General features: G+C 40.2%; 15 protein-coding genes and 1 pseudogene. 4 read left to right on the top strand and 12 right to left on the bottom strand.

Annotated features, from left to right (window positions below):
• Nucleotides 1–21: 21 nt before the first annotated feature.
• From GT348_RS09305 to GT348_RS01895, 3 genes are read left to right on the top strand one after another with little or no spacing between them, the layout of a single operon-like run.
• Nucleotides 22–825 (top strand): MFS transporter, encoded by an 804-nt coding sequence (locus GT348_RS09305; protein ID WP_236646549.1) that lies wholly within the window; start codon nt 22–24, stop codon nt 823–825.
• On the top strand, nt 786–1,403 hold the full coding sequence (locus tag GT348_RS09300) for an MFS transporter (protein WP_236646548.1): 618 nt from the start codon (nt 786–788) through the stop codon (nt 1,401–1,403). Before GT348_RS09305 ends, GT348_RS09300 begins: the two co-directional genes overlap by 40 nt.
• A 50-nt stretch (nt 1,404–1,453) precedes the next feature.
• Entirely contained in the window at nt 1,454–2,209 is a 756-nt protein-coding gene (locus tag GT348_RS01895; protein ID WP_160618280.1) for a GolD/DthD family dehydrogenase, read from the top strand.
• A gap of 75 nt (nt 2,210–2,284) precedes the next feature.
• Here the strand turns inward: GT348_RS01895 and mdoH are convergent, their stop codons facing one another.
• From mdoH to cas3, 12 genes and pseudogenes are all read right to left on the bottom strand, one after another.
• Nucleotides 2,285–4,489: a glucans biosynthesis glucosyltransferase MdoH gene (gene mdoH / locus GT348_RS01890; protein ID WP_160618279.1), complete on the bottom strand. Its 2,205-nt coding sequence runs from the start codon at nt 4,487–4,489 to the stop codon at nt 2,285–2,287.
• Nucleotides 4,489–5,586: a polysaccharide biosynthesis/export family protein gene (locus GT348_RS01885; protein WP_160618278.1), complete on the bottom strand. Its 1,098-nt coding sequence runs from the start codon at nt 5,584–5,586 to the stop codon at nt 4,489–4,491. The genes mdoH and GT348_RS01885 overlap by 1 nt, the downstream gene beginning before the upstream one ends.
• Before the next feature lie 3 nt (nt 5,587–5,589).
• Complete coding sequence (locus GT348_RS01880) at nt 5,590–6,621, bottom strand: hypothetical protein (protein WP_160618277.1); 1,032 nt, start codon at nt 6,619–6,621, stop codon at nt 5,590–5,592.
• A 13-nt stretch (nt 6,622–6,634) separates the two neighbouring features.
• The gene (locus GT348_RS01875) at nt 6,635–7,504 is read right to left on the bottom strand and encodes a UTP--glucose-1-phosphate uridylyltransferase (protein ID WP_160618276.1); all 870 of its coding nucleotides are present in this window, start codon (nt 7,502–7,504) and stop codon (nt 6,635–6,637) included.
• Nucleotides 7,505–9,178: 1,674 nt separating this feature from the next.
• Nucleotides 9,179–9,517 carry a type I-E CRISPR-associated endoribonuclease Cas2e gene (cas2e, locus tag GT348_RS01870; protein WP_160618275.1) on the bottom strand — a complete coding sequence of 113 codons (339 nt, stop codon included), beginning with the start codon at nt 9,515–9,517 and terminating at the stop codon, nt 9,179–9,181.
• Nucleotides 9,498–10,456, bottom strand: a pseudogene (cas1e, locus tag GT348_RS01865) (type I-E CRISPR-associated endonuclease Cas1e). Before cas1e ends, cas2e begins: the two are co-directional and overlap by 20 nt.
• Before the next feature lie 8 nt (nt 10,457–10,464).
• Nucleotides 10,465–11,145 carry a type I-E CRISPR-associated protein Cas6/Cse3/CasE gene (gene cas6e, locus GT348_RS01860; protein ID WP_160618274.1) on the bottom strand — a complete coding sequence of 227 codons (681 nt, stop codon included), beginning with the start codon at nt 11,143–11,145 and terminating at the stop codon, nt 10,465–10,467.
• On the bottom strand, nt 11,142–12,044 hold the full coding sequence (gene cas5e / locus GT348_RS01855) for a type I-E CRISPR-associated protein Cas5/CasD (protein ID WP_160618273.1): 903 nt from the start codon (nt 12,042–12,044) through the stop codon (nt 11,142–11,144). Before cas5e ends, cas6e begins: the two co-directional genes overlap by 4 nt.
• A gap of 8 nt (nt 12,045–12,052) precedes the next feature.
• Entirely contained in the window at nt 12,053–13,111 is a 1,059-nt protein-coding gene (gene cas7e, locus GT348_RS01850; RefSeq protein ID WP_160618272.1) for a type I-E CRISPR-associated protein Cas7/Cse4/CasC, read from the bottom strand.
• Between the two features lie 82 nt (nt 13,112–13,193).
• Complete coding sequence (casB, locus tag GT348_RS01845; RefSeq protein WP_160618271.1) at nt 13,194–13,790, bottom strand: type I-E CRISPR-associated protein Cse2/CasB; 597 nt, start codon at nt 13,788–13,790, stop codon at nt 13,194–13,196.
• Nucleotides 13,783–15,456 carry a type I-E CRISPR-associated protein Cse1/CasA gene (casA, locus tag GT348_RS01840; protein ID WP_160618270.1) on the bottom strand — a complete coding sequence of 558 codons (1,674 nt, stop codon included), beginning with the start codon at nt 15,454–15,456 and terminating at the stop codon, nt 13,783–13,785. Before casA ends, casB begins: the two co-directional genes overlap by 8 nt.
• 56 nt (nt 15,457–15,512) lie before the next feature.
• A complete protein-coding gene (gene cas3, locus GT348_RS01835) occupies nt 15,513–18,260 on the bottom strand; it encodes a CRISPR-associated helicase Cas3' (protein WP_236646547.1) in 2,748 nt (915 codons plus the stop codon).
• Between the two features lie 1,429 nt (nt 18,261–19,689).
• Here cas3 and GT348_RS01830 point away from each other — a divergent pair.
• Nucleotides 19,690–19,875, top strand: coding sequence for an XRE family transcriptional regulator (locus GT348_RS01830; RefSeq protein WP_160618269.1), 186 nt, complete (start codon nt 19,690–19,692; stop codon nt 19,873–19,875).
• The last annotated feature ends 53 nt before the right edge of the window (nt 19,876–19,928 follow it).

The raw sequence follows: 19,928 nt of genomic DNA, 5'->3' as shown, positions 1-19,928 counted from the left end.
CTCTCGATGAATGGGGGAAAAATGACTGAAATAAAGTTTAATGAGTCTTCTTTATTAGAGAAGAAAATCCCCACTGATGAACAGCCCGAGACTAAATGGGGCCGTTTGCTGCTTAAGCTGGGCATGCCACCCTCCCTTTTTTGGGGAGGCATTGGTCTTTTGATCTTTATGTCAGGAGATGGCGCTGAAAGTGGCTATTTAGCCTCTTACCTCGTTGGAAAGGGCCAAACCGAGCATAATGTGGCCCTTTTATTTACCATTTACGGTGTAACAGCAGCCATTTCTGCGTGGCTTTCAGGTGCCCTCTCTGATGTTTGGGGGGCCAAAAAAGTCATGCTCAGTGGCCTGATCATATGGGTTATTTTTCAAATTGGCTTTCTTGCAGTCGCCTTACCTCAAAACTCCTTCCCATTAATGATTCTGTTTTATGGTATTAGGGGTTTTGGTTATCCACTTTTTGCCTTTGGCTTTTTAGTGTGGGTTGTCACTGCGGTTAATCCTGCACGCCTTGGCTCTGCTGTAGGATGGTTCTGGTTCTGTTTCGCCACTGGACTGCCAACACTTGGCGCTGTTTTTGCCCGGTGGATGATTCCCTGGATTGGCTCAATCTATACTTTATGGGCTGCCTTTGGTCTCGTCATTATTGGCGGCATATTAGCTCTTAAAAGCATTAAGGAAAAAGACGACACTGTGCGTAAGCCGGGGCAGACCAGCATATATTCCTTACGCTTTTCTCATCTCTCTCCATTGCCTGGAAAAGACCCAAAGTCGGTATTGGCTGCATTGTGCGTGCTATTGATACCTCAGCAGAATTTGGCTTTCTAGTCTGCCTGCCCATTTACTTTACGCATGACCTGCATTTTAGCCTCAATCAGTGGCTGCTGGTCCTTCAGGCCCTTGCGCTATCAAACGTTATCTGGAACCTCTTATTTGGTATTTTAAGTGACTGGCTAAGTTGGCGCGGTACAGTCATGGTTGCAGGGGGCATTGGGTCCACAATCACAACCTTACTTCTTTACTGGAGCCCAACATATTTTGGCCCAGAGACTATGTGGCCTACACTGGTTGTCGCTGCCTTATATGGAATGACGCTCGCAGCTTATGCGCCCCTGTCAGCTCTCATGCCCTATTTAGCACCAGAAGATAAACCTGCTGCCATGTCTTTGCTGAATCTTGGTGCAGGCGCTAGCGTCTGGATTGGACCGGCTATTGTTTATCTCGTCGAGCCTTATTTTGGCGTGCTCGGGATCATGATTACTTTTGCCATCATCTATTTCATCAGTGCAATTTTAACATGGTTTTTGACCCTTGATCCCGAAATTCAGGCCGAAATAGACCGCGCAAGAGCCGATAAAAAGCGCTCCCAGTCAGCCAAAATTCAATCTAACCCAGCCAGTTCATAATGTTTTGTAACAATTAACATTCTTCGCTTAATATTTTTGAGGTAAATAAAATGACACCTTTTTCTACCTTATTTTCTCTTCAGAACCGCACAGCCCTTGTTACAGGTGGAGCCTCTGGCATTGGCTATGCCATAGCCCAACGTTTGGCAGAACAGGGAGCCCAACTTTGCCTTGTGGACCGTAGCCCTTCAGTCAAAGAAGCTGCTGCTAAACTAGGGCCCAATCATTTAGGCATTGAAGCCGATGTCACAGATGAGCAAGCTGTGCAAAAAGCCTGTGAAACCGCTCTTAAAAACTTTGGCAAAATCGATATCCTCATTAATAATGCAGGAATTGCTCTCATTGCTCCTGCCGATAAACTGACGATAGAGGCATGGGACACGACAATTTCTATTAATTTGAGAGCCCCTTTCTTGTTCTCTCGCCTTTTAGGGCCTCAAATGTGTGAAAATGGTTATGGTCGTATTGTGAACTTGGCCTCTCAAGCCGCTTTAGTCGCTCTTGATGGCCACCTTGCTTATACTGCCAGCAAATCCGGTATTCTTGGACTAACTAAAATTTTGGCTTTTGAATGGGGCAAACATGGCGTCACAACCAATGCCATTTCTCCCACGGTTGTCGAAACTGAGCTTGGCAAAAAAGTATGGTCTGGCCCTGTAGGAGATGCTTTCCGAGCTGAAGTACCAACAGGACGCTTTGCCCAACCTGACGAAATTGCCTGCGCTGTGACTTATCTCGTTAGCGATGCCGCCGCCATGGTTAATGGTGAAAATCTGGTCGTCGATGGCGGTTATACTATCCGCTAAAAAGCTTCTTTTTTGATAAAAAAAAAGCCCCGTATCACTCGGGGCTTTTTTGTTCTTTCAACGTTTTAAACGCTCCTAAGCCACCTTAGAATCTTCTAATTTATTATCAAAACTATCGCGAAACCGTGTAAACAGCATTTTATAGTCAGCTCTGTTATAAAAAGCCGCAATAAATATTTCGTTCTTTTTCTCAATTTTGTCTAAATGATCACTCAACCTGGACTGTCGATTAAACGTATAATGCATATGATGATTGAAAAATTCTGCATCATGATAAGCATAGGCAATCGCCTCATCATCAGAATTTAGACAAGAAAGTTTATCTTCCATCAAACTCGTATATTTTGTCATTAGTGTAATAATTTCTGGACGAAGAAATTCTTCTTTTGTGACAAAAAGCTTTTTATTAAAAAAATCTGTCATACTACGAGAGCTCACGCGCCCCGTGACTGCACTCATAATAAGAGCAAAAACCATTGGGCATGACCACAAAAACTGACTTTCCAGCGAAAGTGGCGGAATCATATGCTCGAAAAGGTCAGGATCATATAAAATGTCATTAATTGTCACTGGCATGTTCATAAAAAGCAAAGCTACGCCGCAAGCTATAGGAATAGAAAAGCTCTTGATACACATACTCCATGGCAAGGCATCATCATCTCTATCCTGAGTCCCCCATTTTACAGGCATTGATTTGATATACATTAAGAAAAATCTGACGACAAAAATCATAACAATTGGCGCAAATAGAGAAGAAAATATCGTATCAATTATGCATGAAAATATAACCGATACAGCACCGCCATAATGTTTGTAGGCTTTAGTAATAAAGCAGTAAATAATACCAATGACTCTGGGAAGAAATAAAAGAACTAATGAGTATATTAAGAGCTTGCTTGTTCCAAAAACCATACCAGAATTTGGTTCGTGAATTTCATGTCCGCTATGAAATCCTAATCTCATGACGGTCATAATCAGAATAAATAATGACCAAAATATTGAAGAAAAATAAGCCATAAAGCCCGACATTAGAAGGTCTCTATGTATATGCTTTAACCCAAACCCTAAAGCGACGCGAATATTTTGAATATTTCCCTGCATCCAGCGGCGTTCACGGATCAGAAACGATATAATATTTGAGGGAATTTCTTCATAACTTCCGTCAATTTCGGGTATAAACCACACATCATAACCATGCTTGGCCATCAAGGCGGCTTCTACTAAGTCATGGCTTAGAGGCTTACCACCCCAGGGGGGCTCTCCTTCAAGTTTAGGCAAAATGCAATGCTTAACAAAGGGCTCTAGCCTGATAATGGCATTATGGCCGATATAAAAAGCATCACTCAAATGGTAATGTTTAATGGCCTTAAAAAAGGGCGCTCCATAAATCTCACATGCAAATTGTAGCATTCTACCAAATATTGATGTTCTCATTATTGGTATTGGATTTGTTTGCACTATGCCTATTTTATCATTAGCTTCACTAATTAATGATAATGTATGAACTGCCTCCCCACTCATAAGAGAATCCGCATCCATAACAAGCATATATTTAAAGTCTGCAGAATATCTCCGCAGAAAATCCATTACATTACCTAGCTTTGCGTGAGAGTTAATTGATCTCCACCGATAGGTTATACGCAGGTCTGGCGCGATTTTTCGCGCTTCCATAATGGCTTTTTCTTCGCAGACTCGTTTTAGGATTGTACGACTATCGGAAAGAACAAAAAATTCATAATGGGCAGCAGCACCATCAATTCGCTTTAACTGCTCCCATGTTGCAAGAATATTACCTATGATGCGTGAAGGATCTTCATTATAAACCGGATATAAAACCGCCACTAACGTGCCAGGATTAAGACGCTCGGCAATGGCAGGGTCTTTAGTCTTACGATCAACTAATAGGTAACACAAATTACCTAGTATTAATTTAGATAAGCTGGTCGTTGCGTGATAAGATAAAATGAAAAAGATGACGCAAAATATATCTATAACTACCGGAATTGAGAAAATTCCAGCGATAGACTCATAACATATAGCTGTTGAAAGCAGTGCCAAGGTTCCAGATATTACAACATTCAGAGAGCGTCTAAATGACACAGACCGGTGATAAGTCGTCGGCACAAGAGACTTAAGATTGGCCAGCCCTATAATTGATTTGGTTTCTTTAGGGTTGGCGGTTACACCCCCAATTGAAATACGCCGTTTTGACATTCTACGAGACAGGAAAATTGACTGATCCTGCCTCTCCGAAGCTTTACTTGTTGAAGTTTCAACCATTATTTCATCACCGCTGCGGGTAAAGCAAGTTGGAATGCAATATTTAAAACACGCAACCAAGGAACAATACGAGCTTCTGGCGCATAAATGACGTCATCATCTTTGATAGGCAAAATAGAAGCAGTCGTAATGCCAGTACCTTTTCTAAAGTTAACGCGCATTACGTTTAAGTTATTGTTATTACGTCTAAATATGAAGATATTTGTTATATCTGCATTATTGGCGTTAAGTCCCCCTGCTCTGGCAATAACTTCCATGAGAGAAGGTCTTTGTTGAAATTTATAGGTGCCATTATGCAGGATACCACCCCCTGCAATCGTTGTTCTTACAGAAGGTTTGCGCATAACGATAATTTTATCGCCAGGAGAAAGTGGAATAGATTCTCTCAAAGCTACGTCATAAGCAATTTTATAGACTTCACTCCTTCTGACAACTTCGACAATGGCATGTGTCTCATCTCTTGAATGATTACTTTCTTTATTGCCTGTATCTGTAAGAGTAAGCGCCCTTGCAATATCAATGCCTCCTGGCTGCCATGCAAGAATTTTTGGCTTGCTGACATCACCTGTAACAGCAATGCCATTACTCCCATTCCCCTCAACCTCAATTGAAACATAAGGTCTGACAAATAAGGCCGACCGCATATAAGCATTCTGGATAGTCTGACGTGCACGATCATTGCTCTGCCCTGCCAGATGTAGTCGCCCAATATATGGCAGATCGACCTTGCCGTCTTCCGCAACAATATAACTGCCGATATTTTTTATCCGAAATCCTTCTAACAAACGATCAACACCGGGAGCAGAGACATTTTCAGGCGTAAAACTTGCTATTTTTACAAGTATATTATCGCCTTTTTGAATAGTGGTTGAACTTAACCGAAATGAACTACGCAACCTCGCAAGACTTTCTCGCTCTCGTGTCAGACGTTCCTGATGCTCGGTCATGTTCATCTGGTTGGCCACGTTCTCATCAATATTGATGATTTTTTGTTTAAATGCCTCAATAACAGCCTGTCTCGTTGGTCCAGAAGTTGGCAGACTACAACCCGTGAGGGACACAATAAATAACGTTCCCCAAATCATATAGCTACGCATTTATCAGTCCTTTACGACCCAATAGATAAGACTAATTAAAAAGATGGAAATGAGAATTGCCCTGAGCCGATGCGGCCCAAATTCTTGTCCAAATAAAGAAGGCTCACTAACAAGAACGACTTTATAAAGCGGCATATAAAGCTCATTATCCGTACCCATAATGGGGTGGTCGTAATGTACAAAGTTTGCGACCATAGATTTAAATAGTTCGTTTTTAAGAATAGCTTGAGGCATTTTGTTTCGAACGACTGATATTTGTTCTTCTACTTTTTTTATTTCATTTTTATCTACCTGGCGTTCAACTTCTAAGTTAGAAATCCCTGGTGAGTTATTTCCGTAATTATTCTTTCTTACTGCCGAAGACATTGAAGCACGCTGCATTTCTTCTAACAAATGTTCTTTACGCTCATAAATTGTAGGCAGCTCAGCCTGTAAAAGATTTTGGTCGCCTACACTGCCAGCATTGTCCTTAGCAGAAATAAGATCATCTATTTTATATTTATAAAAGTCAGCTGAATATTTCTCTCTATTTAAGTAAAGCGTATCGTCTTTTTTTGAGAGATTATAAATATAATTTTGAGCCCCGTTTATAACATCTTTTAAAACATCATATGACGTTTTGGGGTCATAGCTTTGGAATGTAACTGCAAGACTTTCAGCATGTTCTGCGACACGTAAGCTTTTTCGAAATTTTTGCCAACGATGCCAATCATAAGTTTCGCGAAATCTCCCAAAATGTAAAAAGCGCAATAACGGATTTTTCTCTAAATATAAGCCGTCTCGGTTACCGGAAGAATTTATCAACCTGAACGGTGCCTCTGACCGCAACCATGCTGATATAATAGCGCGGCCAGATTTAGAAATCACGTAACGCTCGTCAGCTCCCAACACCTTATCGGCATGCTCAGTTTGGCGCTCTTCTACCAAAATTTCTGATTGAGAAATGTAAGTAGGAGAGGCCAAAAATAGCCAATAAGCACTACATAAGAGCATAGCTAAATAATAAGTATGCTTCTTATTTATTTTGCACTTCATAGGCACCTTGTATTTAGCAATGATTAATATAGTCTTGAATAGCAGGCTTCATTGAGGGATCTTTTAATCCCGCTTCTATTTGAGCAAGCAAATACTCAGATTTGCAGCCGCAATCAAAATGCCGCCCTGAAAAAGAAAAACCTCTAAATTCTTCTTCTTTGAGCATGAGCTTCATTGCATCTGTGAGCTGAATCTCACCACCACTGCCTGTTTTTTTTAGTCCTAAATGTTTCATTACTGAAGCATTCAGAACATAACGCCCGATAATTGCCAAACTTGAATGGGTTTCCTGGGGAGATGGCTTTTCAATAAGGTTTGTAGCCTTATAAATCGACCCTTCCCTCTCTGAATATTCAACAATCCCATATTTGTTAACTTGCGATTTTTGAACACCCTTTACAGCAAGAACATTGCCGCCATATTCGTTATAAACTTCCAGAAGTTCGGTCAAACAACCTTTTTCACCCAAGATCAAATCATCAGGCAAAAGGACAGCAAATGGTTCGGATTCAATAAATGACCGTGCACACCAAATAGCATGTCCTAAACCAAGAGGCTGTAGCTGGCGCACTGCACATAATTGCCCCTCACTAAGCCCTGACTCACGCACAGTTTGTGCAAGGTCGTATTTTTTCTTTTCTTTCAAATGACGCTGCAAATTTTCACAAGGGTCAAAATAGTCAATTATCGCATCTTTGCCCCTACCTGAAACCAAACAAATTTCTTCAATTCCAGCATCTCGTGCCTCATTAATGGTAAACTCTATTAACGGGCGATCGATAATCGGCAATAATTCTTTAGGAATTGTTTTGGTTATCGGAAGAAATCGCGTACCTAACCCGGCTGCTGGTATTACAGCCTTTCTAACCTTATAAGAACTCATCACTAAACCCTCACCATTAAACTTTACCAAAAACAACAATTCATCATATTTATTTAAATAGTATTAAATTAATTATATCGAATATTTTAATGTCAGATAAATTACTTAACAAAAAAAGTTTTTAACGAATTAAATTTAAATTTTTACTTAACTTTTCAGTATGATTATATATAATTATTTAATTACCTATATAAAGTCATTAATATGAATTTATCTTGCGAAACTGCACTTAGTGTCTTTTTCTCAACCTAAACTTAAAAAAATGTAAAGTGTATTAGTAAGAAACCTTCTTTTATCTTTTCTTAACCATTGCAGTAACTTACGTAATAAATTTTATGATAATTTTCACAAAAACGTTACAAATATGAAGAATTCCTTTCCAAAATGTTCCGATTTGAACATTTTAGTTTAGGGATGCCTTTTTTATCGAGAAAAGAACTATGTAGTGTTAGCCCTAATAAGGCCTTATAGGGATAGGGTAACTGTGAAACACAATCTCATGGATTTTAACTTAGCTCGAGCGAAAGTGCGTTTTAGATCAGCTCAAAATTCTAATTTTTTTGTGGGCACAGACTAGATAGACCTCTATTTGATTAAATCTTTACACAGATATGAGATTTTTTTGAGCCACAACTTATGAGTAATCCGACCTTTCATCTCCTGTAAAGAGAGGCAATTAGATTATTGTACATTGGTAATTATACACTGGACCAAAAAACATCTTAGAAAGAACGTTACCCAGGTCTTTTTTTTGACTTTACCTTAACTGCAAATATTTTTTCTTTGCACAGACGAAAAATACCTGCTTTGACTAACATGACTTGCTAGCCCGTACTTAAATTAATTTGGTCTATTTTATATTTGCTTAGAAACAGATTTTCTTTAAAAAAATTCCTGTTTTTTGCAACCCATATCACCACGTTTGGTAGGATATAAGCACGTCCTCAAACCTGGTTCTGAATTCTCGACAAACAGCATTTTACTGATCTGGCAAAAACACTTTGCGATAGTCTTATAATTTCAGTGCAATCATGCGGATTATTTATTTCTGCATTGCTATCGCAACGCATATTGTCGCCATTTTTATGGATACAGATCGCACCAAAATTTTGTATAACGCCAATCAGCCCAACCGGTTTACTCCGTACACGCACTGAACGCTTTTTGCCGTCATTACTAGCGTCATCCACTAAGTTTTTAACGTGATTTAACTCTATATAATTAGCTGTTGTAAGGGTCTCTTTAAGAAACTCCCTAATTTTCGCCTCTCATAAGACTATCTAGGGTAGGACATAAGTACGTCCTCGAGCCCAGTTTTATATAACTGACATATGGTATCTAATTAATCTAGCAAAGCCGCTTCTCTAATCGTTTATTTGTTCTTCATTGCCCTCACACTGCATATTACCCCCCTAATTTCGGACCACAATAAAAGCCCAGAGGTTCGTCTCCACGCATGGAAGGAACTCTTTAATAGGTGAGATGAACGCCCATCCTTCCCGGTTCATCCCCGCACGCGCGGGAAAGTTTTTTGTTGGACGCTATTATTGTATATATAGGGAAATTCTCTATCAAAAAATCGAGCAGCTTTTAAGCTATGTTTTTAGGCAGAGACAAAACTTCAAAAAACGGTCTTCAGATTGCCGCTTATTCTTATTTGTCTGGTAGTTTAGTCTATCTAATATGCGCATTTTTAATAAGATTGGGTTTTATATCCATCTCAGACGGTAACGCGCTTTCTGGACCAAAGGCCACTAACTTTAAATCATCGAAATCAACTGGCACTCTTCGATTGGCACCACATGTATCGAATTCAAACCCTGCATCATTAGGAGCAGACCAGGCAATAACGCCATTTCCGTTCTCTATATAGGCGCATACCTGCTGCCAAATCATATGACGCACTTTTTTGCCATATGAACCAATATAGACACCAGCCCGAATTTCTAAAAGCCAGACAGCAAGACGGCCCCGCAATCGTGGCGGTGCGTTTTCAACCACGATGACCAACATCACCAAGTCCTTTGGGATTTTCAAAAGCGATAGGCATAGCTTCTTTATGCGGTTCAGGGATTGGTAAATCTCCTGCTTCTAGCACTTCAGTGATGAGTGGAATGAGGCGCATAAGAAGTGACGTGCGCCTAAAGGAATCTCTGCAACATTGTCTAACCTTACGAACAGGATCTATGACAATTTCATCATCCAAAGGTTTGTTTTTCTGGGCAGCCGCGGCAACACGGAAAGCTTCTGGCACAACTGTTTCAAATTTAACAATATCGGCAATATCGTAAACAAAACTAAGTGCCGACCCCATATGTAAAAACCCTATTGCCGGGTCATAACCTGCCGCTAAAATGGCAGCCTCTGTGATACCATAAAGAGAGGAAGTCGCTGCAGAAAGGCATTTATTGACAATATTAGCAGCCCCCCACTCCCTGGGATCGTAACGTCTGCCATCCCATTCGACACCATAACGCATAGCTAATAGAGCATAAGTTTTTTTAACGCGGGCGCCTTCGATACCTCTTAATTGTTCAATTGATCTTTTATCAGGCGCCTCTTCCTCAAAACGCAAACTATACATTTTACGCACTATTTTTAAGCGTGCCGTATCGTCAAGAACCAGACAAGCCTGAAAGAGAATATGGTCAGCCCGTGCTCTGCCTGACTGCCCTGCTGCATATAACCTGACGCCAGCGTCTCCGACCCAAATAAGCAAAGTCCCTGCCCTGGCTGCCAGAGCCACAGCTTTGTGGCTTATGCGTGTGTCCAGGTTCCAACATCAAACAAGCGACCACCTATCGGGATATGTGTTCTAACACCATTTTTATCAACAAGCACAAATGCCCCATCAAGAACATCTAATTGTCCTTTTTCAACAAATAACAAAGTTGAACGTTCTTTGATGGGGATAGGCCTAGGTGGTGGTAAGCCTGGAAGGGAGTTTGTCACTTTTTTGGTTATGCAGGTTTTATGAGCATAAGACCGCAGCCAAAAGCACGCGCCCGACCAAAGCCAGACCTCACTTTGTTCAATAATTTTTCCGGATCAGTAACTTTTAATGTGCCTCTCATTTCCATCACACCGAATATTGCTGGTTTTTTATATTTTCGCGCCAAGCTTAAAACAGATGTTGACGTTACAAAAAAATCTTCACTTAATTCGAAACCCGATAGTTCTCCCTGATGAGCAAGCCACTCACAACCGACCTTTTGGGTAAGAATATCTCTTTTTAAAGAACGTTCTTCTTTAGGGATTTTATATAAAGCATTCATAACGATATCGTGCCTGACACCCCTTTTCTGTTCAGGCAATTTACGCGCTATCGTTGCATTTGCCCGTAACGAAAAGTTCAGATAATCGCCCTTTTTCACGCTTAGCTGAAATAATTTAGTTTCGATATTGAAAAGATTATGCCTATCTACAGCCTCACGTTCTGAAAGAATTAAATAATGTCTAGGCTCAGTTTCAAGCCATAAAAAATCACGTTTTCTTTCCGGATCATCACCAAAAAGCGTCCATAATAATGAATGGGCTACAAGCTCTCGCTCATTATTCAGGGATTTGTCAATTAGACCTGCCACAACTCGAGTAGAAAGATCCCGACGTAAAGATACACGAGACAAAAAAGGACCACTCATGCCTGCTTCTCCTTTTTCAGAGTCAAAAGAGCTTCACTACGCAAGCCAAATTCCCACTTCACTCTTGAAATAGGCTGGTCATGACGATTTATATAATGCGTGACCTCAAAGGCCCCCTGATGATCCGGCACGTCTTGTGCATCCATTGCAATTCTGACATCATCATTATCATCTTTACCTGTAAAATACTCTCGAAATGTTTTTGTTTTGATGTTGTCACGATTCCAGGAGGTATAAAAAAAGGAGTTTATTAAATTATTCCTAGATTTTTTCTTTATTTCATTTGTCTCTTTATTGTCATTCTTGTGAAGATTTCCGCTCTTGTCTTCGTCATTTAAAGCAATTTTTACTTCTTTTCCATTTTCATAACGTATTAGAAGTGCTTCACTCGCTGTATCAGCTTTTATTATTTCAGGCGCTAATGGAAGAGCCAGTGGACATGACTTACGACCCAGATAAGGTGTAAATACAGGCTTATTCATAGCCTGTTGCAGCTGTTCTAGAGACCATCCATCTGCATGATCACGCAACCATAATGCACCAATGTGCCATATGCCTGTGCGATAATCACGCTTTGATACGACAGTAGAGAGTTTTCCTCTCATGATTTCATCGGCTCTTGTTGCATAATATTCATTACGCTGGGTTTGGGCCATCTGCGCTGTATGAAAGTCCCTTATAGTAGTTTTAGAGCTGTGATATAATATTGCGATACCGCAACTATCTGATAATTTTCGGTGAGCTTCTTCTTCCTCGCGTGTAAGGCCCAGGCATGAAGCAATTAAACCGAGTACAGCTGAACGGGCAGGTCTTTCCCAACTTCCACGCTCTTCTCCCACAGCCAATGAGCCAAAGGACGCTATAGGCGCCACCATGGCAAAGGTCAGAAACCGCCCCATGACTGCCTCTACTCCTTACAGAATTTAATAAGATCTGCTAATTTTGGGCTTTGCGGACAGCTAACATTTATTTTCAGGTCTTTATCATAGCCAGGACCATAAATATGGTTCAGCTCTTTACGATAGGCTTCTAAAGCTTTAATTGAATCACCCATAATATCCTCACCATTTACTGGCTTAATAAAAGCCCCGGCAAGGGTACGAGGTTGTTGGTCGCCTTTTTCTGCTAAAATATAGCCTGCTCGGGCCAATGCAGCGAAGCTATTTTGTTTTCCTGAAGGTGAGACAGTGGCCACAGCCTCAATTAATGCCTCTAAAGCAGTTTCCATAATGCCGCTTTCGGCTTCATCTCCAAGATTCTTTCTAAAAAGATCAAGATTAATAGAAAGATAGAGATAGAAGACGCCTGCCCCAAAACCAAAATTACCTATAAAAGCAGCTCCACTGTCAGTTTCGGTAGATTTGGCATCGTCAATAGCAGAATAAAAATCGTTTTCTACTGTAATACGATGTGTCGTAATGGCATGCGCGACTTGGGCAGCGGCCTCTCTATTCCAATTAGGGTCAGCTGCAAACATACGGCCAAATAAACCAATATCTACAGCACTATCTGCTTTACTTAATAAAGCAGATTTTTCCTTAGCAATATCAATCTTTTCGCCAGAAGCTATTCTATCTGCCATAAGATGGGCAGCTTCCAACTCTTTGGGAGAAATAAAGGCTAGCTGCTCAGATTGATGTTTCTTTTCGTCTTTTTCTGACTTCATTTTACCGAAAACACCACCAATTTCACGCGCAATCTTAGAGGCCTTTTTTTCCTCCACACCCTTAGAAATAAGCTCGTTATATAATATTTCTGCCAGACGCGACGTTCTCGATCCCATATGGCCATCAAGAAAATCTTTAAATAGTGGTGAAGTCCGCCACGCACGCTTCAAAGATTGTGAAGAAATACGCAACCGCGTGCTATTACCAATTGTGGCAGTTTTTGGTGCCCCCATATCATCGCGATTGAGATTTGAAGGCGGATAGAAAGTTAAGCAATGTAATTGAAGAAAGCGGCTCATAATAATATCCTTTCTAGGTTTTGTACCAAGGTTGTTTAAATAATTAATACGCCAAATGACTTATAATAAGCACACATTAATACTATGATGTTTTATTACCAGACGCGTTTTCGCTATCTGTACTCCAATAATTATAGACCCACTCAATGCGTATCTTGTCGGCAGTTTTTTCCGCACCAGGAAAGCGAGGCCAATTCCATAAAGAGTTAACCAGATCATCCACATTGACAGCTCTACCCATTAAATTCACAAGCTGACGAAAAGCGCGATAACATTCGTCAACAGTTGAGGCACCTAATAACTGCCTAAAACGCAGCGGTTTACACAAAGCGTCAGACGCCTCATCTTCACTAACTTGCTTAGTTGGCCCAATAATCCGCGCATTTTTTTTGTCTGGAATATCACTGCGGACATAAGACATAACTGCCATGACTAAAGCAACACGGTTCAAATCATGATTGTGGTCAAACTTAACTCCGCATTTTTGAGCAAGGTCAGCAAAAGCCGGATCAATCACCACATCGAATATTCTTTTACAATGTCTTAAGCGCGCCAAGGTAGCTCGACTACCTGGCATTGGAATTTCTGACACAGGATCATAAAGCTCTTTCCACCACAATTTTATTACTTTAGTCGGATGCATTTGCTTAGCTTGTGATGTCATTGCTTTTTCAGTCATGTTTTTTCTCTTTTTTAAAAGCTAAAGGGACAGGAATTTTTAGAATTTTAGCCAATTTCGACCCTTCTTTGCTCCCTTTACAGCTTACTAATGCCCCCAAACGCCTTCTATTTGAGACTATTTTTCGTGCAAGTTGCATCTGTGTTTCAGGGGTGAGCTGCACAGCATTATCAAAACATTCTAAAGCACTGACTTCCATGACACGACGCCATTTTTCCATCATCTTGGAATTGTCTTTATCGTCTATAATTCTCGTTATAAGATCAAAAAATACATTTTCTGTTTTATGTACAAATTCCTGAAGAGTTTTTGTCAAAAGCGAACTATTAAGAGAGACATCATTCGTGCTCTGTGAATTTCGCACTGCGTCTTGCAGAACATTAATGACCAGAAGCGCCCCTTCAATACAGGAACAGGCAAATTCTTCTTGAACGCGCTGCATAGCAGGATCTGCTGCTCCCGGAATGGGCATTTCACTTTCTAGGAAATTACGGGCCTTTTTACCGTCCATATCGTAACCAGCAACCAGCAAACGTGTACGGAGTTGCTCTTTTTCAAATAAACCACTCCGGCTGGCGCGCCACCCACGCCAGTTACACACATTAGACGCTGGGTAACAGAGCATATTGTCATCAGCTGTAACGGCTAATTGTGCCCAATGTCTGTAATCTATTCCTCCTGGCTGAGGATGAAGACTGATCCATTCTTCACCAACTTTCTTACGATAACGAGGTGTTAAAGGATGAACAAAAATCGGATTGTTAGTTTCGCTATATCGTTCACAGGTCCAACTCATATAATTTGGTCCGTGAGGACGCTGCTGCCACCCCGTGACGCGTACTTCAGTACTTCCACCATTGCCACTGGAATTTTGAGATTTTTCTTTGGCAAAACGCAGCCTAATACGCCGTGGCATCCCCCACCAACATTGCCGCATATCAACGCGGTCATCTGAAGGATATAATGTTCCATTTGATTTCTCTGATGTGATCGTTGGCGCTAACCAGGGAAATATTTTCGGCATATCCTCTTCATCGGCAGGATACCCACAAGGAGTATTGGCCCAAAGAACCTGCCATAATGGTGCGTCACGATAGGGAAACACTAAAGTTATCATAGGGCCACCACCACGTAGCCCAGTCCTATTGCCTGCGCCACCAAAAGGCGACCATGATTGCAATGTAAAAAGGGCAATGGCAGCAGTGGGTAGGCTCATAGAGTCAAACTGTCCCCTATGTACAAATAGGTCCTTATTTTCTTTGACAGTTTTCTCTCCAGGAGCATTAATCAAAAGCCGTTCAACTGGCTCATATGCACTATTAAGCTTGTCATAATCCTGCAAAAAGCACTTTTCAGGTCGATTTAAATAAAATGCATCCTGAATTTTTTCAAAAGCTGCACTTAATTCATTTTCACTAGGGGGGTGGCGCCAAATTTTCGCCCAGTCTCTTTTATCTTCGGGAGGAAAAGCCGTTGCAAGGAGCCCTATCATAAATTCATAAGACGCCACTCTAAAATCAGGACGTGGCCAGTCAAAGGCAATTATAGGGTCGCTTTCAAGCTGGGAAACAATTTCAGACGGCTTAATGACTGTGGTCATCCCCGACTTACGACGAACAGGAATCCAAGTATCTGTAATAAGATTAAAGAAACTTTCGGAACTCATGTAAATATTAATCCTCAAATTCAAGTAAGTTTAATATAGATTTGAAATATTACAGATTAATAGTTAGGTTTATCCTCTATAATATTTAGTCCGTCAAAAATATTATATGTTAATATTACATTCTTGTTTTTCTCTTTTTTCTTCCCTTTTGCGACCCATTCTCCCTTTATTTCTTCCAGAATAACCAACAAAAAATTTTCTTCGTCTTTACGTTCCCACTTCGTCCACCTAGACCGTGCATTCACTGCGGCCTTTTTAAAATGAGGGGGTATGGTTACTGACGCAACTTGCTTCTGACTGACCGATATTTCAGACAAAGCCCAGGCTTTTTGAATAAAGCGTTCCTTTGAAAGATTTTCATCTTTTCTCACAGCCCATGGCAGCACAACTCCGTCTTTAACGAAGGATAAGCGCAGTTTGATATAATGATCTTCTATTAAACGAGTGGGGATTGTAGTATCTCTACTCCACTTGGCTCCATCAATTACATAACCAAAATCGAAAGACCACAAATTATGGCGCCCCTGTGAAGCTGCTGCTTTTGCACTTCCTTCACTTTGATATGAATTTTCTTTCAATGCTTCTGGAATAATATCTCGCTGTCCTGCTTCTTCAATTAAGTCCCGCATTTCTTCTGGCAGCGTAAGCTTACCTCGTCTGAAAAGCGCTCTAGCTGTACGCCAAAGCAGCGCAGAATCTCTATAAATAGCAGATGTGCCAGGAAGTATTTTGTCAATCCAATTTTTCTCCGGCTCATCTACAGGCTCAGGAGAAAGAATAAAAAGCTCTGCTTTATCGATAGGGCGCGTCATACGCTCATGTCGGTGCAGCCTCCCAGCCCTTTGTATAATGAGATCCATAGGAGCAAGGTCAGTACATAAAAGATCAAAATCCAGATCAAGACTTTGTTCAACGACCTGAGACGCAATTAAAATAGCAGCCCTATCTTCGCTTTTGCTTTTTCTACCAAATTTTTGAATAACTTGTTTTTCGATATCTAGGCGATCAATCATGGCAAAGCGCGCATGAAAGACGATGACATTTTCCCCCGCTTTTCGGAGTGCCTGAGCCGCTTTTATAACGTCGTCCACCGTATTGCGGATCCAACAAATAGCTGCCTTTTTTTGCGCCGCCTGACTTAAAATTTCAGTAACGTCTTTCTCGCTCCCTAGCCGCTTTAAATTAATCTCCCTAGCTAGACCTGATCTAGGAGCGCAATAAATCTCACGACTCTTATTTTTATTGGCTAATGTTACGAGGGGATAAGCTGTAGATGTAAGCTTTTTAGAAGTTAATTCTTTTCCTCTAAGGCCAAGACCTTTATGAAAAGCCTCAACTAACTGCGTCCTTAACTTCATCGTTAAAGTTGCTGAAAGCAGAATAGCGGATCCGCCTAGCGACGCATGGTATTTCAGCAAGCCAATCAATTCTTCGCGCATGTAATCGTCAAAAGCATGACACTCATCTATCAAAAGTATTTTATGCGCCAACCCTGCTTGTCTAACCGTTGCATAACGAACAGGCAAAGCAGCCTTTAAAGCTTGATCTATTGTCCCTACCCCTATTTGAGCTAATAGAGCGCGCCTTGATTCACTTCCTAACCATGCCGTACAATGAGATTCGGCGGTTCCAGGTACGGTATTATCTTTGCTCCCATCTTGTTCTTCAGGAGCAATAGCCTCTGAGAACTTATCGTAAAGTCGGGCATAACTGTGAGCAAGCGCTAAAGAAGGCCACTCACCCTCTTGAAATAGCGACTGATAAGATTTTTCCAAACGCTCATACATAGCATTTGCTGTAGCCATCGTTGGAAGAGCGACATAAATCCCCTTCCCATTTCCCTGAGCCATCATCCGATGAGCGACTGTTAAAGCAGCTTCGGTTTTACCGCTGCCAGTCATATCTTCTATAACAACGAGGCAAGGACCAGCCGGTAAATCAATCGCTTCACACAATGATTGAACAGGCGACAAAACATCAGTTTTATTTAGGAAAAGCTGTCCCCCTTTAAAATTGGCAACTTTTGCCGGTATAAGCCCTGCCTTCTTTACAGCCTCTTTGGCCCTAGGAAGCGCTATAGTTTCGTAATATTTTTTTGGATCTCTAATATCTTCTGCCGATACATAGGGAAACCATTCTACTCGTGACCCTATCCAGTCAGATAAAATGGTTAAGTGAGCAAGCTTCCACTGTACGATTATGTCTTTTTTATAAATATCAGAAGGTATAGGTTTTGGCTTAAATATCTTTAAAAATAAACTAACTATATAATCAGCACGCGCTAATATGTCGTTATCAAGATTATTTTTCTTAAGCAGGACAGGAGCACCATGATGTCCTGCAACCCCGTTCAATATATCTAAAAAACAAGCCGCTTTATCTAAAAAGTCTTCATCTTCATACTGACCTAACAAAGAATGCAATGAAGATTTTTTATAACAAAGCGAATAAAATAGCTCCATAGCCACTTCGTCATGAGCAGCATTCATTTGTGAAGGAACTTCTAGAAACTCAGCTATATTTACAGTTTTAGGTGCTTTTTTCTGAAATTCTGGTGATAATTTTCCAATATCATGTAACGCAACAAGCGTAAGAGCTGTTGATTTATCTATCCCGCATTCATCACTGAGAGGAAGATAAGAAGCGACAGCAGCCACGTCTAGCATATGGGCTATCAAAGGATGTGTAGGATATGGACTCGACGGAGTCTGCTGATCATCTTTTTTTTCTTGACGTGCTTTTCCCCAAAACAGAGAGAGTTCTGCCATCAATTCTTCATTTGTTTTGAGGTTCAAAGCTGTCATAATGAATTTTAACCTTAGTTAAATAATGTTATTTAACCACAAACATTATATTAATAAAATATAAACAGAATATTAATAGTGCCTTTTAAAACATAAATCTTTAAAAACGCTGTAGCTTTACTAAAAAATCTTGTTACTTTTCAAGTAGTTACATTATTAAAATACACAATTGAAAGTTAAGCACCGCTTTTTAGATATATCTGGTGGAACATCTTTGTTCATTAATTCTAGCTCTACCACACCATATGAAATTAAGCACACGCTGCTAAATCCCTCCCCTGGACACCGATCTTGCAAAATCTAAATTAAACACTGACATAGCTTCTTTTGACGCATTTACGTATGGTCCACAATGACTAACGCCAGTGAGCCAAAAACGCTAGCCTATCCACATCATCAGCTATGTTAAGCTTTAGGAGTGCTACAAACAATCTTTAAAAGATAAACTCATCGATTAATAAAGTCATCATTTCATATTTTTCAATTATCTCGTTTTGACCATATTAATCACTAACTTATTTTTATTTGGCCGTCTGGTAACAAAATCTACTAAGTAAATATATTTTTAAGTATTGAGAATTAGCTATACCTATCATCTTAAGTCATTTTAAATTTAAGTGAAATTATCCATAATAAGTAAGATGAAGAATTACATTATATTTTAACTAACCATCTCTTCAGAGCCTGAACTTTTTCTCGCATTATAGACAAGCAAAGCTGTATCTAATCTGCAAAGCTTGAGACACCACTTGCTCAATTATCTTTATGCGTTTCTTGCCATAAGAAGAAATAGAGCTTTCAGTTTCTCATAGTGGGTATCTACCAACTGATTGGTAGGCTAAAGGGTAGAAGATTAAGCAAAATCGCTTGTAGCAATCAATTGAATACTACTTCAACCAGATGCTCAATCTCCCCCCTAGCTTGTCCCCGCAAGGGCGGGGAACAGAACCTTACTACCTTATCATTGTCATTGAGTTGAAAGGTTCATCCCCGCTAATGCGGGGAACTCAGTGAAAAGCCATTTTTCTTTAAAGAAGGGTCGCTGTCAAGAATTACAAATTTAACTAGCACTAAATTTAGTTCGACAAATTTCAAAGAAGAATTTTGTTTCCCATCAACCATAACGAAATTTGAGTTTTATGCTCAAAAAATTCATCTAGTACTCGGCAATAGCTTTATTTTCATAAAAAAATTTACGAAAGGACCTGATTACATAGCACACGCCCCCCTATTTTTTTTCTTGAATGATAGCTTAAAAACTGTTTATTGTAATTGAATTGAAATTACATAATCTGATGGAGTCTCAAAATTCTTAAAACACAACCCAATTTCTTAACCAGTTAGGAGGAATCATGATTTCACTAAACACCATAATAATGAGCAACACTACATCGCTACTAAGCCCAAATTTAATTGGAAAGGAGCGGAAATGAGCTCTTCCGAGGAATACATAATTTTACCGCCTAATCAATTAGCAGAAGTCATGCGCTTGATAAAGACCAAAAAAATGCACCAGCACGACATCGCTGCCAAACTTGGAATTAATCAAGGACGAATTTCTGAACTTAAAAATGGCAAACGCTACTATTTAAAGGTAAAACGCCCTTTATGGTGAGTAGCTCTGTAACAAATAAGAAAGGTGGTTCGACTAACCACCTTTCTTGCTTT

Source organism: Aristophania vespae, from assembly GCF_009906835.1.
GTDB classification, from domain to species: Bacteria; Pseudomonadota; Alphaproteobacteria; order Acetobacterales; family Acetobacteraceae; genus Aristophania; species Aristophania vespae.
This window is presented reverse-complemented; position numbering and strand designations above follow the sequence as displayed.

Coding starts and splice junctions, on each gene's coding strand:
- casB (WP_160618271.1), bottom strand. CDS start 13,790: ATGACTGAAAAAGCAATGACATCACAAGCTAAGCAAATGCATCCGACT.
- casA (WP_160618270.1), bottom strand. CDS start 15,456: ATGAGTTCCGAAAGTTTCTTTAATCTTATTACAGATACTTGGATTCCT.
- cas7e (WP_160618272.1), bottom strand. CDS start 13,111: ATGAGCCGCTTTCTTCAATTACATTGCTTAACTTTCTATCCGCCTTCA.
- cas5e (WP_160618273.1), bottom strand. CDS start 12,044: ATGGGGCGGTTTCTGACCTTTGCCATGGTGGCGCCTATAGCGTCCTTT.
- GT348_RS01895 (WP_160618280.1), top strand. CDS start 1,454: ATGACACCTTTTTCTACCTTATTTTCTCTTCAGAACCGCACAGCCCTT.
- cas3 (WP_236646547.1), bottom strand. CDS start 18,260: ATGACAGCTTTGAACCTCAAAACAAATGAAGAATTGATGGCAGAACTC.
- GT348_RS01885 (WP_160618278.1), bottom strand. CDS start 5,586: ATGCGTAGCTATATGATTTGGGGAACGTTATTTATTGTGTCCCTCACG.
- mdoH (WP_160618279.1), bottom strand. CDS start 4,489: ATGGTTGAAACTTCAACAAGTAAAGCTTCGGAGAGGCAGGATCAGTCA.
- GT348_RS01875 (WP_160618276.1), bottom strand. CDS start 7,504: ATGAGTTCTTATAAGGTTAGAAAGGCTGTAATACCAGCAGCCGGGTTA.
- GT348_RS01880 (WP_160618277.1), bottom strand. CDS start 6,621: ATGAAGTGCAAAATAAATAAGAAGCATACTTATTATTTAGCTATGCTC.
- GT348_RS09305 (WP_236646549.1), top strand. CDS start 22: ATGACTGAAATAAAGTTTAATGAGTCTTCTTTATTAGAGAAGAAAATC.
- cas6e (WP_160618274.1), bottom strand. CDS start 11,145: ATGAGTGGTCCTTTTTTGTCTCGTGTATCTTTACGTCGGGATCTTTCT.
- GT348_RS01830 (WP_160618269.1), top strand. CDS start 19,690: ATGAGCTCTTCCGAGGAATACATAATTTTACCGCCTAATCAATTAGCA.
- cas2e (WP_160618275.1), bottom strand. CDS start 9,517: ATGTTGGTCATCGTGGTTGAAAACGCACCGCCACGATTGCGGGGCCGT.